This window comes from Mycolicibacterium arenosum (assembly GCF_024320865.1).
GTDB lineage: Bacteria > Actinomycetota > Actinomycetes > Mycobacteriales > Mycobacteriaceae > Mycobacterium > Mycobacterium arenosum.
This window is the reverse complement of the sequence record NZ_JANDBD010000011.1, coordinates 85371-100393: the sequence shown is the minus strand read 5'-3', so window position 1 is coordinate 100393 and position 15023 is coordinate 85371. Positions and strand designations below refer to the sequence as shown.

The window sequence follows — 15023 nt, the reverse complement described above, 5'->3', positions numbered from 1 at the left end:
CACTCGAAATGCGACCTCAGCAAATATATACGAATATTTGTCAGCAACGACTAATCCGCGCTAAACTAACGCTGATGTCAATGAACTGAGAACGTAACCGGATGCCTCGCCACGCTCACTTGCGCGCGCGGGATATTCCCTCTGTGCAATTGGGGTCGTGGACAATGAAATACAGCAAATTCATCGGTCGTATCGGCGCGCTGGCAGTCGCGCTCGGCGTGGGATCGGCCATCGGGCTCCCTGCGGGCGTGGCGTGGGCCGACCCGGAAACCACCGCTGACGCGTCGTCCTCCGCTGGAGCAGAGGGAGCCGCAGGCGCCGCAGAACCCGAGGCCGGCTCGCCCGATTCCGATTCCACCGGTGCGTCCGACGCCCCCGACAGCGGATCCACCGGCGCGACAACGGCTACCACAACGAGTGGCACCGCCGATCCCGCATCGGGATCGGCGGTATCGGTACAGGTAGCGCCCGGCGTGACGATCTCCCACTCGGGCGGCGTCGACTCGTCGACGCACAGCACCGTGCAGGACCCGGACGTCATCGACGCCACCGACGACGTCGACCCCGAACCCGAGCCGGCGCAGGACACGCCCGCACCGACGACGGCGGACAGCAAGAACAGCGAAGCCACGGGGACCGACTCCTCGGCTCCCACGCCACCGAAGTCCGTCACCTCGGCGCAGGCCGTGACCGGCAGCATCTCGGCGGAACCATCGGCCGGCGAATCGACGTCGACGGCCGGCGACGGGTCAAGCGCATCGGCAACGGCCGCGACGACGACGTCGGCACTGACGCTGTCGGTCACCGCACCGCCGAGCACGCCCCCGCCCACCATCCAGGCAGCGGTCTCGTCGGTATTGCGAAGCCTGTTCTCGCCGATACTGTCGGTTCTGTTCGCCGCGGCTCAGCAGGGCGGCGCAGCATCGCCGTTGGCCTGGATGTTCGCGGCCGCCGCCCGCCGCGACCTCGACCCCGCGGCAGCGCCCACGACGGACACGACGGCCAGGCTGGCGACGCCGCAGGCGGTCGCCGCCGCGAACGAACCGCCGACGGTCGGGGCCACGTTCACCACTCCCGATCCGAAGACGGGAGCCGTCACCGGAAAACTCGTCGGCACGGACCCCGAGGGCACGAAGGTCACCATCAGCCTGGCCGCGAAGCCCACGACCGGGACGTTCACCTACAACTCCACCACCGCCACGTTCACCTACACGCCCACCATGTCGCAGCGCATCCTGGCCGGTGCCACCCCGGGGGCCGACACCATCGCGATGACGGTGACCGCCTCGGACGGCGTCAACAAGGTGCCCGTCCAGATCGACATCCCCATCGGCGCCATTCCGATCGCCGTCCGCACCGACGTCACCGGCGTCGCCGGCGGCGCGGTCGCCGCCACCAACACCCGCCTCTACGTGACCAACCGGACCGCGGGCACCGTTGCCGTCGTCGACACGATCACCGGCACGGTGATCGGCACCTACGCCGCCGGCATCGCCCCCGACGGCATCGCGGTCAAGAAGGACGGCACCCGGCTGTACGTCTCCAGTTCGACCGGCAACACGGTGACGGTGCTCGACGCGGCGACCGGGGTTGTGAAGGCGACGATCGCCGTCTCCAGCCCGACGTCCGTCACGATGAGCCCCAGTGACGGAGTCGTGTACGCCACCAGTTACGCCACCGCGACCGTCACCCGGATCAGCACGTCCACCAACAGGGTCAACGCGACCATCAAACTCCCTGCCGGCTCTCGTCCGACCGGCCTCGCGGTGAGCCCGGATACCAACAGGATCTACGTCGCCAGCACCACGGCGGCGGGCACCTCGAGTGTGCTGGTGTTCTCGTCGACCAGTACAGTCGCCACCACTCTGGCCCAACTATCCTCCGCACCAACGAGTTTGACGGTCACTCCGAACAACGCCAAGCTGTACGCCGCCACGGCGGACGGCTCCGTCACCGTGTTCGACACCAGGACCCGAGCCGTCGTCGGAACCATCGCCGTGGGTGGCGCAGCGACGGCTATGACCGTCAGCAAGGACGGCACCGCACTGGTGGTGACCGACGCCGGCGGGCGGGTGCAGGTGTTCGACGCCGTCCGCGGCGGCCTCCTCGACGACCTCTCCACCTGGGCGACTCCGGGCGGCCAGACCGCTGCTGCGGTGACGAGTCCGGACGGAACCGAGGTGTACGTCACCGATGCCACCGCGGGCGTCGTGCACGTAGTCGCGCTGACACCGCCCAACGCCCGGCCCACGGTGGGCACCCCGACCCTGGGGACTCCCAACGCCACCACCGGTGCGGTGACGGGCAGCGTCGGAGTGACGGACTCCGACGGAGATCCGTTGTCCTACAGCGTGTCCGGCGCGCCCACCAAGGGTAAGGTCGTCGTCAACGCGAACGGCACGTTCACCTACACCCCGACTGCGGCGGCCAGGCACGCCGCCGCGGCGGACGACGCATCGAAGACCGACACGTTCACCGTCACGGTGTCCGACGGCAGGCGCGGCGTCGTCACCGCCACGATCCAGGTGACCATCAGCACCACCAACAGGGTTCCGACGGTCACCACGACGGTCGGCACCCCGAGCACGACCACCGGGGTGGTGACCGGCAGCGTCAAGGGCACCGACGGCGACTACGATCGGCTCGAGTACTCGATCGCCACCGGGCCCACCAAGGGCACGGTGACCCTCACTGCCACAGGTGGTTTCACCTACACGCCCACCGCCACGGCACGGCACGCGGCGGCACGGATCGGCGCCACGACGACCGACAAACAGGACACCTTCACCGTGACGGTCGACGACGGCCACGGGGGTTCGGTCACCGCGACGGTCACGGTGAAGATCAGCCCGGCGAATGCCAAGCCCAACGGCGCGAGCGGGTCCGTCACCGGGACGGATCCGCAAACCGGCACTGTCACAGGCGCACTCACCGCGGTCGATACCGACGCGGACGCTCTCACGTACACCGCGGTCGCGCCGACGAAGGGCGCACTCGTCATCGGCGCCAACGGCACCTTCACCTACACGCCGACGACGGCGGCCCGCGTCGCGGCCTCGGCGCCGAACGCCACCGCCGCCGCGAAGGCCGAGACCATCACCTTCTCGGTGGCCGACGGTTACGGCGGAGTCGCGTCGTTCACCCTCTCGGTGCCGATCACCCCGTACAGCGCGGGCAACCAGGCTCCGACCGACGCGCGCGGCACCGTGACGAACTCGTCGTCGGCCATCGGCACCGTGACGGGAACCGTCACGGCGTTCGATCCCAACGGCGATCCCCTGACCTACACGGTCACCGGCGGACCGACCAAGGGCGTCCTGAAGTTCAACGCCGCCACCGGCGCGTTCAGTTACACCCCGAACGTCGACGCCCGGTACACCGCTCTCGTCACCCCCGGAGTCGACGTCGACACGTTCACGGTCTCCATCACCGACGGCCGAGGCGGACTGACGACCACCACCGTCACGGTGACCGTCGTGCCGCCGACGGCCAACCAGGTGGATCAACGCGCGACCAGCGTCGCGGTGCACGCGCCGGATCTGCTGTTCTACAGCCAGGCACAACTCAACACCGCATTCGATGCACTACAGGGCACGGGGATCGACACCGTCCGCATCATGATTCCGTGGGCCGCCGTCGAACCCCTACCCGGCTGGTACGACTGGAGCGCCATCGATCGGGTGGTGAACACCGCAGCCGCGCGCAACATCAAGGTGCTCGGCGTGCTCAATTCGACGCCACTGTGGGCGGCGGTGCCCGATACCCTGCCGTTGGCCGGAATGCCCAAGGACAACGCACAATTCGCAAACTTTGCGAGGATCGTCGCGACCCGCTACAAGGGCAAGGTGGCCAGCTACGAGGTGTGGAACGAGCCGAACGGAATTCAGTTCTGGCAGCCCTCGCCCAACGCGGCGCAGTACACCGAACTGCTGAAGGCGGCGTACACGGCCATCAAGACCGCCGACCCGAACGCGGTGGTGGTGGCAGCAGCGGTCGGTGCCGTCATCGACTTCGGCATTCTCACGGTGAACCCGGTGCGGTTCATCAGCGAGATGTACGCCGCAGGCGCAGCCGGCTACTTCGACGCGCTCTCGTTCCACCCGTATCTGTACAACAACCCCTTCTCCCAGGGCACCCCGTACTACGACTCGCCGCTGAATCAGGCCAAGCGGATCTACAACCTCATGGTCGCCAACGGCGATGGCAACAAGAAGCTCTGGAACACGGAGTACGGTCAGCCGGCCTCGGTGGTGTCGGAGGCCAATCAGGCGGCGTATCTCGGCGACTTCCTGCGCACCTGGCGCGACCTGCCGTTCGCGGGGCCGTCGTTCATCCACTCACTGGTCGACAACACCGGCGCCGACCCGGTGGAGGCGTCGTTCGGGCTCTTCTACACCGACTGGACCGCGAAGCCCTCCTTGACGACGGTTGAGCAGGTGATCGTGGAGAACGACGCGATCGAGGCGGCGAAGTACGGGCTCTAGAGGTTGTCGCGCAGGAACGCGATGTCGTCCTTGCGTCCCTCCTCGGCGGTCTCGCAGATGACGGGAGCGTCGGCTGCGGTCACGACCGCGACGAGCAGCTGCGGGTCGATCTGCCCGGTGCCGAAGTTCGCGTGCCGGTCGGCGCCCGATCCGGCGGCGTCCCGCGAGTCGTTGCAGTGGACCAGGTCGATGCGACCCGTGATCGCCTTGATCCGCTCGACGGCGTCGATCAGCGCTTCGCCGGCGGCCCAGGCGTGGCAGGTGTCCAGGCAGAAGCCGATGCCCTTGTCGCCGATGTGATCCCACAACCGGGCGATGGTGTCGAAGTGGCGGGCCATCGCGTGGTCCCCGCCGGCGGTGTTCTCCAGGTACACCGGCACGTCGGTGGTGAGGCTGTCGAGCGCCTTCACCCACCGCTCGAAGCCGGCCTCGAGGTCCTTGTCGTCGGCGTGACCGCCGTGCACGATCACCGCGGTGGCGCCGATCTCGGCGGCCGCATCGCACGTGTCCTGCAGGATCTTTCGCGACGGGATACGCACCCGGTTGTTCGCCGACGCGACGTTGATCAGATACGGCGCGTGCACGTAAAGCGGCGTCGCCGAGGCCCGCAGCACGTCGGCGTCCTCGCGGGGTTTGGGCTTCTTCCAGCTCTGCGGGTCTCCGAGGAAGAACTGCACCACGTCGGCCCCGTCGGTGCCGGCCGCCGCGAGCGGGTCGGTGTTGTCTACATGCGAACCAATGAGCACGCGGCCCATTTTATCTCCGCGAACAGACGTGAAATCCCCTCATTCCGGTCGGTTCAGGGGATTTCACGTCTGCTCACGGGGCCAGAGAGCAACCGCTCGATACGACTGGCCAGGCGTTCAGGGTGAACTCGCACGTCGTCGACCACCATCGGCACCGTCGTCCAGCCCCGTTCCTCGAGTCGCCCGATCTTGATGCGGTCGCGTCTCCAAATCTTCGGATTCGCATGCCAATCCTCGCTGTCGTACTCGGCGACCACCTTCGCATCAGGCCACGCGAAATCGACACGCCATCGCGCGCCGTAGCGATCGACGATCCAATACTGGAGTTCCGCTTCGGGCAGGCCGTGGTCGATGAAGACGAGCCGTGCTTCGCTCTCCATCGGCGACTCGGCCCGACCGTCGGCGTACTCGAGCAATTCGCGGACCCGCACGATTCCCCGCCGCCCAGCGTGCTCTTTCACGACGACACGCATATCGCCGACGGTGCATGCCCCGACGTGCAACGCCGCATCCAACGTTGCCAACGCCCTTGGGCGCGTTAAGGTGCGCGCTACCTCGACGGCAGTCCAGTCCGGCGCCGTGCACAGCCGGCCGTCCACCCGTTCGATGAGTGCGCCGACCCGCTGATGGACCATCACACCTTTCGTCGGCCGAACTCGAACGCCGGGGGCCAGTATGTGGAGGCGACCATCATCCTCGGTGTCGAACCCATGCAGCTCCGCCGCGGTCCCCAAGCAGGCGACCAGCGACTCGCCGACCATCAGATCCAACGCCGCGAGTCGCCCGGCTACGTCCGGTGCTGACGCCGCGTAGACGCCGTGGCAGACCCGTACGATCTCGCGCTTCCGGACGTGGGTTTGGAGCGACTTGCGCGACATGAACGTCAGGAGCTGTTCCGTCGTCGCCAGTCCGCCCGCCGCGTCGATGAAATCGTGGATGTACATGACGCCGAGGCTGCCGCGGTCGGCCATCACATGCCAGTGCGGACCTCCGATCTGTGGATGGAGGCCGCACTGTGCACAGCCCAACAGACACAAAATCCCCTCAATCGCGGGGATTGAGGGGATTTTGGTGGAGCCGGAGGCGGGCCCGCTTGCGGGTCCGCCTCCGGACTGCTCGCGCAACTAGCGGTAGTCGCTGAATCCGTAATCGTCCAGCGGCACAGCAGCACCGGAGGCCTGGCCGAAGTCCGGGCTGTAGTACTGATCCTCGTAGGACGGGATCGTGTACGCCGCAGCACGCGCCTCTTCGGTCGGCTGCACCTGGATGTTCCGGTAGCGGTTGATACCCGTACCGGCCGGGATCAGCTTGCCGATGATGACGTTCTCCTTCAGACCCTGCAGCTTGTCGCTGCGGCAGTTGATCGCCGCATCGGTGAGCACGCGAGTGGTCTCCTGGAACGACGCCGCCGACAGCCACGAATCCGTGGCCAGCGAGGCCTTCGTGATGCCCATGAGCACCGGACGACCGGCCGCGGGCTCGCCACCCTCGGCCACGACGCGACGGTTCTCGGTCTCGAACTCAGCACGCTCGGTGAGCGCACCGGGCAGGAACTCCGTCGAACCCGAGTCGATGATGGTCACGCGGCGCAGCATCTGCCGCACGATCACCTCGATGTGCTTGTCGTGAATCGACACACCCTGAGCGCGGTACACCTCCTGGACCTCCTTGACGAGGTGGATCTGCACCTCGCGGGGACCCTGGACGCGGAGCACCTCGTGCGGGTTCGCCGAGCCCTCCATGAGCTGCTGGCCCACGATGACGTGGTCACCGTCGGAGAGCAGACGCTCGGAGCCGTCGTCGTGCTTGAACACCTTGCGGCGCTGGCGCTTCGACAGCTTGTCGTAGACGACTTCCTCGCCACCGTCGTCGGGGACGATGGTGATCTTGTAGAAGCGGTCGTTCGAGTCGTCCAGCTGCACACGTCCGGTGACGTCCGCGATCGGAGCGGTGTTGCGGGGCACGCGGGCCTCGAACAGCTCCTGCACGCGGGGCAGACCACCGGTGATGTCCTCGCCGACTCCACCTTCCTGCTTGAACGTACGCATGGTCAGCTGCGTGCCGGGCTCGCCGATGGACTGCGCGGCGACGATGCCGACGGCCTCGCCGATGTCGACGAGCTTGCCCGTCGCCATCGAGCGGCCGTAGCACATGGCGCACACGCCGGTGCCCGTCGTGCAGGTCAGCACCGAGCGGACCTTGACCTCGCTGATGCCGGCCGCCAACAGGGCGTCGATGGCCGGATCACCGATGTCGTGGCCGCGCTCGACGACGACGTTGCCGTCGGCGTCGACCGCATCGCTGGCGAGCGTGCGCGCGAACGCACTGGTCTCGACGTGCGCATCGCGGATCAGCGTGCCGTCGGCCGCCCGTTCCGCGATCGGCACGATGACACCGCGCTCGGTCTCGCAGTCGTGCTCGCGGACGATGACGTCCTGGCTCACGTCCACCAGACGACGGGTCAGGTAACCCGAGTCGGCGGTGCGAAGTGCCGTGTCCGCCAAGCCCTTACGAGCACCGTGGGTGTTGATGAAGTACTCCAACACCGTCAGGCCCTCGCGGAACGACGACTTGATGGGCCGCGGGATGAACTCACCCTTCGGGTTCGTCACCAGGCCCTTCATGCCGGCCAGGGTTCGCGTCTGGTTGAACGTACCGGTCGCGCCCGAGTCGATCAGCGTGATGATCGGGTTGTCCGACGGGTAGTGGTCGCGCAGGGCGTTACCCACCTCTTCGGTGGCGTCCTTCCAGATGGTCACCAGGGCGTCGGTCCGCTCCTCGCGGGTCAGACCACCACGCTGGTACTTCTTCTCGATGACGTCGGCCTTCTCCTCGTAACCGTCGAGGATCTCCGCCTTGTTCGGCGGCACCAGCACGTCGGCCATCGAGACCGTGACACCCGAACGCGTGGCCCAGTAGAAGCCGGCGTCCTTGAGCTTGTCGACGGTCTGAGCGACCACGATCATCGGGTAGCGCTCGGCGAGATCGTTGATGATCGACGCCTGCACCTTCTTGTGCATCTGCTTGTTGATGAAGGGGTAGCCCTTCGGCAGCAGCTCGTTGAAGAGCACGCGACCCAGCGTCGTCTCGGCGGTCCAGGCGTCGCCCTGCTTCCACCCGTTCTCGAACAACTCGGCCTCGACCTCGGCGGGCGGACGCAGGTGCGTCAACCGAACCTTGATGCGAGCCCGCACCGACAGCGTCTTCAGGTCGTAGGCCATCAGCGCCTCGGCGGGCGAGCTGTACACGCCGGTCTCCGGGGTGTCCGTCGCCGCCGGGGTGTACTCGCCGGTGTCACCGGGGATCTCGGTGGTCAGGAAGTACAGCCCGGTCACCATGTCCAGACGCGGCATGGCCAGCGGGCGGCCCGACGCGGGAGACAGGATGTTGTTCGACGACAGCATCAGGATGCGTGCCTCGGCCTGCGCCTCCGCGGACAGCGGAAGGTGCACGGCCATCTGGTCACCGTCGAAGTCGGCGTTGAACGCCTCACACACCAGCGGGTGCAGCTGGATGGCCTTGCCCTCCACCAGCTGCGGCTCGAAGGCCTGAATGCCGAGGCGGTGCAGCGTGGGTGCGCGGTTCAGCAGCACCGGGTGCTCGGCGATGACCTCTTCGAGGACATCCCACACCTGGGGACGCTGACGCTCCACCATGCGCTTGGCGCTCTTGATGTTCTGCGCGTGGTTCAGGTCGACCAGTCGCTTCATCACGAACGGCTTGAACAGCTCGAGAGCCATCAGCTTCGGCAGGCCGCACTGGTGCAGCTTGAGCTGCGGGCCGACCACGATGACCGAACGGCCCGAGTAGTCGACGCGCTTGCCGAGCAGGTTCTGACGGAACCGGCCCTGCTTGCCCTTCAGCAGATCGGACAGCGACTTGAGCGGACGGTTGCCCGGTCCGGTGACCGGACGGCCGCGGCGGCCGTTGTCGAACAGTGCGTCGACCGACTCCTGAAGCATGCGCTTCTCGTTGTTGACGATGATCTCGGGCGCGCCGAGGTCGATCAGTCGCTTGAGCCGGTTGTTGCGGTTGATGACGCGGCGGTACAGGTCGTTGAGGTCGGAGGTCGCGAAGCGGCCACCGTCCAGCTGGACCATCGGGCGCAGCTCCGGCGGGATCACCGGAACGGCGTCGAGCACCATGCCCATGGGCGAGTTGCGGTTCATCTGGAACGCCGCGACGACCTTCAGACGCTTGAGGGCGCGAAGCTTCTTCTGGCCCTTGCCGTTCTTGATGGTGTCGCGCAGCGACTCGGCCTCGGCGTCGATGTCGAAGGTCTCGATGAGCTTCTTGATCGACTCGGCACCCATGGCGCCCTCGAAGTACTCGCCGTAGCGATCCTGCAGCTCGCGGTAGAGCAGCTCGTCGACGATCAGCTGCTTGGGAGCCAGCTTGGTGAACGTCGTCCAGATCTCGTCGAGCCGGTCGAGCTCGCGCTGCGCGCGGTCACGGAGCTGACGCATCTCGCGCTCGCCACCGTCGCGCACCTTGCGGCGGACGTCGGACTTGGCGCCCTCCTTCTCGAGCTCGGCCAGGTCGTTCTCGAGCTTCTGGCTGCGCTCGGCGAGGTCGAGGTCACGCTGATCCTCGACGGCCTTGCGCTCGACGACCATCTCGGCCTCGAGCGTCGACAGCTCGTTGTGGCGCATGTCGTTGTCCACGGCGGTGATGACGTAGGCCGCGAAGTAGATGATCTTCTCGAGATCCTTCGGCGCCAGGTCGAGCAGGTAGCCGAGGCGGCTGGGCACACCCTTGAAGTACCAGATGTGCGTGACCGGAGCGGCGAGCTCGATGTGGCCCATGCGCTCACGACGCACCTTGGCGCGAGTGACCTCGACGCCGCAGCGCTCGCAGACGATGCCCTTGAAGCGGACGCGCTTGTACTTACCGCAGTAGCACTCCCAGTCGCGAGTAGGTCCGAAGATCTTCTCGCAGAACAGGCCGTCCTTCTCGGGCTTCAGCGTTCGGTAGTTGATGGTCTCCGGCTTCTTGACCTCACCGAAGGACCAGTTGCGGATGTCGTCCGCGGTCGCGAGACCGATGCGGAGTTCATCGAAGAAGTTGACGTCGAGCACGTAACTCCCTTTCCCCTTGCGGGTTTTCGAATCTAATGACTACTAATGGCTGGACGGAGGTCTTAAGCAAGATCCTCGACCGACGGAGATTCGTTGCGGGACAGGTTGATTCCCAGGTTCGCAGCAGCACGCTCCAGGTCCTCGTCGTCCGTGTCGCGCATTTCGATCGCAGTGCCCTCGCTGGACAGCACCTCGACGTTGAGGCACAGCGACTGCAGCTCCTTGAGAAGCACCTTGAACGACTCGGGAATGCCCGGCTCGGGGATGTTCTCGCCCTTGACGATCGCCTCGTAGACCTTGACGCGGCCGACGGTGTCGTCGGACTTGATCGTCAAGAGCTCCTGCAGCGTGTACGCCGCGCCGTAGGCCTGCATGGCCCAGCACTCCATCTCACCGAATCGCTGACCACCGAACTGCGCCTTACCACCCAGCGGCTGCTGCGTGATCATCGAGTACGGGCCGGTCGAACGCGCGTGGATCTTGTCGTCGACCAGGTGGTGCAGCTTCAGGATGTACATGTAGCCGACCGTCACCGGGTACGGGAACGGTTCACCACTGCGGCCGTCGAACAACTCCGACTTGCCGTCGGCGTTGACCATGACCTCGCCGTCGCGGTTCGGCAGCGTGGACCCGAGCAGACCGGCCAGCTCGTTCTCGCGGGCACCGTCGAACACCGGCGTCGAGACGATGCTGTCGGCCGGTGCCGACAGCAGCTCCTCGGGCAGGTTGGCGGCCCAGTCGGGCGTGCCTCCGGCCACGTCGATGTTCCAGCCGGCCTTGGCGACCCAGCCGAGGTGCGTCTCGAGAATCTGACCGATGTTCATCCGTCGCGGCACACCGTGCGTGTTCAGGATGATGTCGACCGGCGTGCCGTCCGGCATGAACGGCATGTCCTCGACGGGCAGGATCTTGCCGATGACGCCCTTGTTGCCGTGGCGTCCGGCGAGCTTGTCGCCGTCGGAGATCTTGCGCTTCTGGGCCACGTAGACGCGGACCAGTTCGTTGACGCCTGCGGGCAGCTCGTCGTCGTCTTCGCGCGAGAACACGCGGATGCCGATGACCTTGCCGGACTCGCCGTGCGGCACCTTCAGCGAGGTGTCGCGGACTTCGCGGGCCTTCTCACCGAAGATGGCGCGCAGCAGGCGCTCCTCCGGGGTCAGCTCCGTCTCGCCCTTCGGCGTGACCTTGCCGACCAGGATGTCGCCGTCGCGGACCTCGGCGCCGATGCGGATGATGCCGCGCTCGTCGAGATCGGCCAGCACCTCATCGGAGACGTTCGGGATGTCCCGCGTGATCTCCTCGGCGCCCAGCTTCGTGTCGCGGGCGTCGATCTCGTGCTCCTCGATGTGGATGGACGTCAGGACGTCCTCCTCAACCAGGCGCTGCGAGAGGATGATCGCGTCCTCGTAGTTGTGGCCCTCCCACGGCATGACGGCGACGAGCAGGTTCTTGCCCAGTGCCATCTCACCGTTCTCGGTGCACGGACCGTCGGCGAGCACCTGGCCCGACTCGACGCGCTGCCCGGCGTCCACGATCGGACGCTGGTTGGCGCACGTGCCGTGGTTGGAGCGGGCGAACTTGCGCATCCGGTAGGTGTGCCTGCTGCCGTCGTCGGCCATGACGGTGATGTAGTCGGCGGAGACCTCCTCGACCACACCCGTCTTGTCGCTGACGATGACGTCACCGGCGTCGATGGCGGCACGCAGTTCCATGCCGGTGCCGACCAGCGGGGCCTCGCTGCGCACCAGCGGAACCGCCTGGCGCTGCATGTTGGCGCCCATCAGCGCGCGGTTGGCGTCGTCGTGCTCGAGGAACGGGATCATGGCCGTCGCGACCGACACCATCTGGCGCGGCGACACGTCCATGAAGTCGACCTCTTCGGACGACACGTACTCGACCTCGTCGCCCTTGTCGCCCTTGCGGCGAACCAGGACGCGCGGCTCGGTGAACCTGCCGTCGGCGTCGGTCGGCGAGTTGGCCTGCGCCACGACGTGGCGGTCCTCCTCGTCGGCCGTCAGGTAGACGATCTCGTCGGTGACCTTGCCGGCGTCGACCTTGCGGTACGGCGTCTCGATGAAGCCAAACGGGTTGACCCGCGCGTACACCGACAGCGAGCCGATGAGGCCGATGTTCGGGCCTTCCGGTGTCTCGATCGGGCACATGCGGCCGTAGTGCGACGGGTGGACGTCGCGGACCTCGAGGCCGGCACGCTCACGGGACAGACCGCCGGGGCCCAGCGCCGACAGGCGGCGCTTGTGGGTCAGACCCGACAGCGGGTTGTTCTGGTCCATGAACTGCGACAGCTGCGACGTTCCGAAGAACTCCTTGATCGCCGCCACGACGGGACGGATGTTGATCAGGGTCTGCGGGGTGATCGCCTCGACGTCCTGGGTCGTCATGCGCTCACGCACGACGCGCTCCATGCGGGAGAGGCCGACGCGGATCTGATTCTGGATCAGTTCGCCGACGGTCCGCAGACGACGGTTGCCGAAGTGGTCGATGTCGTCGACCTCGACGGGAACCTCGGAGCCGCCGGGGGCGGTCATCGTCTTGTCGCCGTCGTGCAGGCGCACCAGGTACTCGATGGTGGCGACGATGTCCTCTTCGGCCAACGTCGAGCTGGTGATCGGCTGGCCGACGTTCAGGCCCAGCTTCTTGTTGACCTTGTAGCGGCCCACGCGAGCCAGGTCGTAGCGCTTCTCCTTGAAGAACAGGTTCTCCAGCAGGGTCTGCGCGGATTCCTTGGTCGGGGGCTCGCCCGGACGCAGCTTGCGGTAGATGTCGAGCAGCGCCTCGTCGGTGCCCGCGGTGTTGTCCTTCTCCAGCGTGCCCATCATGATCTCGCTGAAGCCGAACCGCTCGACGATCTGCTCGTTGGTCCAGCCGAGCGCCTTCAGCAGCACCGTGACGGGCTGACGACGCTTGCGGTCGATGCGGACGCCGACGGTGTCGCGCTTGTCGACGTCGAACTCCAGCCACGCACCGCGGCCGGGGATCACCTTGACGCTGTGCAGCGTCTTCTCGGTGGACTTGTCGATGGTCTCGTCGAAGTACACACCGGGCGAGCGGACGAGCTGCGACACGACGACGCGCTCGGTTCCGTTGATGATGAAGGTGCCCTTCTCGGTCATCATCGGGAAGTCGCCCATGAAGACCGTCTGGCTCTTGATCTCGCCGGTGGTGTTGTTGATGAACTCGGCCGTGACGAACAGCGGGGCCGCGTACGTCATGTCCTTGTCTTTGCACTCGTCGACGGGCGCCTTCACCTCGTCGAAGCGCGGATCGGAGAACGAGAGCGACAGCGTGCCCGCGAAATCCTCGATCGGCGACAGTTCCTCGAGGACCTCCTGGAGGCCGCCCTTCGGATCCACGTCGCCGCGATCCACGGCACGCTGGAACCAACCCTCCGCGCCGACCAGCCACTCAAACGAGTCGGTCTGCACATCGAGAAGCCCCGGAACCTCAAGCGGTTCGCGGAGCTTGGCGAAGGAGACTCTGTTTGGTGCTCCCGGAACGGAGTTGTTGGAATCTACTGACTTGATCTGGCCTGAGCCTGCCAAGATGCGGTCCTTCCGGCACCTCACGCAACCGCATCGGGGGCACAAGTGCTGGTCCGCGTGGTCGCTGTTTCTGCTTCGGTTCGGCTGGCGTTCTCAAGTCCGAACCTCGGACACACGGCACGCAGCTAGGTCACTGAGCAGAACTCAGGCTAGGACTACGGTGTCAAGTGCGGGTGAGGGTGGGCAGGATGCAGCCAGCGCAACGTCCAACGATAGCGGACGCGCGCGCATTCCTCAACCACGGCACCTGTGAACTAGTACACGCTGGCTGACGTCTTTAACCGGTGCACACATGCTGACCAACAGATTGGCCCTTTCACGGGTTCTCGTCAAGAGATAGCGCACTGTTTGATGCGAGTGTCGCGAATGGGGCGGATCCGACCAGCGTCGACGCCGGCGTCAGCCGGGCCTGCGAGCGCTGACGGTCTGCGATGCCGCGGTGACCCGGCGTTGCACGTCGACCAGGCCGGCCGCACGCAGCGCCATCGTGATCTCGTGAACGTCGAACAGGCGCAGCGGGGCCAGCTGCGAGGCGGCGACGCTGAGCCGTCGCACGGGTTCGGGTCCGCGCGCGCAGGTCGTGAGCACCGCGATGCGGCCGCCCGGTTTGAGCACGCGGATCATCTCGTGCAGCGACGCGAACGGGTCGTCCATCAGGTAGAGCGCGCCGTAGCAGCTGACCGCGTCGACCGTCGCGTCCGCGAACGGCAGGTCGGCGCCGTCGGCCCGGACGTACGCCACCGGATCGTCTCGGGGAGTCTCCTCGACGGCCTGCGCCAGCATCGTCGCCGAGCTGTCCACGCCGACCGCGAGGCCATCGGCGCCGACATCGCCGACGAGTGAGCGCGTGGTGTTCCCCGGCCCGCAGGCGACGTCGAGGACGGCCTCCCCCGCGCTGATGTCGAGCAGGCGCCGCTTCAGGCGGTCCTCGTCAGCGGTGTTGCGCATCGTGAAGCCGAAGAAGAGCACGGGCCGCCACAGGCGTTCGTAAATCTTCGGCAGCAGCGTGGAACCCATCACGCGCTGCGCGGTACTCTGCGGAACCCGTTCTGCACCAAGCACATCGAGGTACCCGTCGACGAGTGTCGCAGGCTCGGCGAGCAGCGCTCGCACACGTGTTACCGCAGCCGACTCGGTTACGCCGGCCATAGTCGA

The 15023-nt window shown here is 66.6% G+C and carries 6 protein-coding genes; 1 reads left to right on the top strand and 5 read right to left on the bottom strand.

Going from position 1 to position 15023, the window contains the following annotated elements:
- The first annotated feature begins 164 nt into the window (after positions 1–164).
- Positions 165–4484: a cadherin-like domain-containing protein gene (locus NM203_RS24495; protein ID WP_255063166.1), complete on the top strand. Its 4320-nt coding sequence runs from the start codon at positions 165–167 to the stop codon at positions 4482–4484.
- Here NM203_RS24495 and NM203_RS24490 read toward each other — a convergent pair.
- The 5 genes from NM203_RS24490 to NM203_RS24470 form a co-directional block, all read right to left on the bottom strand.
- Entirely contained in the window at positions 4481–5230 is a 750-nt protein-coding gene (locus NM203_RS24490) for a deoxyribonuclease IV (protein WP_255063165.1), read from the bottom strand. The two genes, NM203_RS24495 and NM203_RS24490, sit on opposite strands and share 4 nt — an antisense overlap.
- A 53-nt stretch (positions 5231–5283) precedes the next feature.
- Complete coding sequence (locus NM203_RS24485; RefSeq protein ID WP_255063164.1) at positions 5284–6201, bottom strand: type IV toxin-antitoxin system AbiEi family antitoxin; 918 nt, start codon at positions 6199–6201, stop codon at positions 5284–5286.
- A gap of 153 nt (positions 6202–6354) precedes the next feature.
- On the bottom strand, positions 6355–10308 hold the full coding sequence (locus NM203_RS24480) for a DNA-directed RNA polymerase subunit beta' (RefSeq protein ID WP_255063163.1): 3954 nt from the start codon (positions 10306–10308) through the stop codon (positions 6355–6357).
- Between the two features lie 62 nt (positions 10309–10370).
- Positions 10371–13871: a DNA-directed RNA polymerase subunit beta gene (gene rpoB / locus NM203_RS24475; RefSeq protein ID WP_255063362.1), complete on the bottom strand. Its 3501-nt coding sequence runs from the start codon at positions 13869–13871 to the stop codon at positions 10371–10373.
- Positions 13872–14267: 396 nt separating this feature from the next.
- Positions 14268–15017: a methyltransferase domain-containing protein gene (locus tag NM203_RS24470; RefSeq protein WP_255063162.1), complete on the bottom strand. Its 750-nt coding sequence runs from the start codon at positions 15015–15017 to the stop codon at positions 14268–14270.
- Between the last annotated feature and the right edge of the window lie 6 nt (positions 15018–15023).

Excerpts from the sequence above, each read along its gene's own strand:
- NM203_RS24470 (WP_255063162.1), bottom strand. The coding sequence starts at position 15,017 with ATGGCCGGCGTAACCGAGTCGGCTGCGGTAACACGTGTGCGAGCGCTG.
- NM203_RS24485 (WP_255063164.1), bottom strand. The coding sequence starts at position 6,201 with ATGGCCGACCGCGGCAGCCTCGGCGTCATGTACATCCACGATTTCATC.
- NM203_RS24495 (WP_255063166.1), top strand. The coding sequence starts at position 165 with ATGAAATACAGCAAATTCATCGGTCGTATCGGCGCGCTGGCAGTCGCG.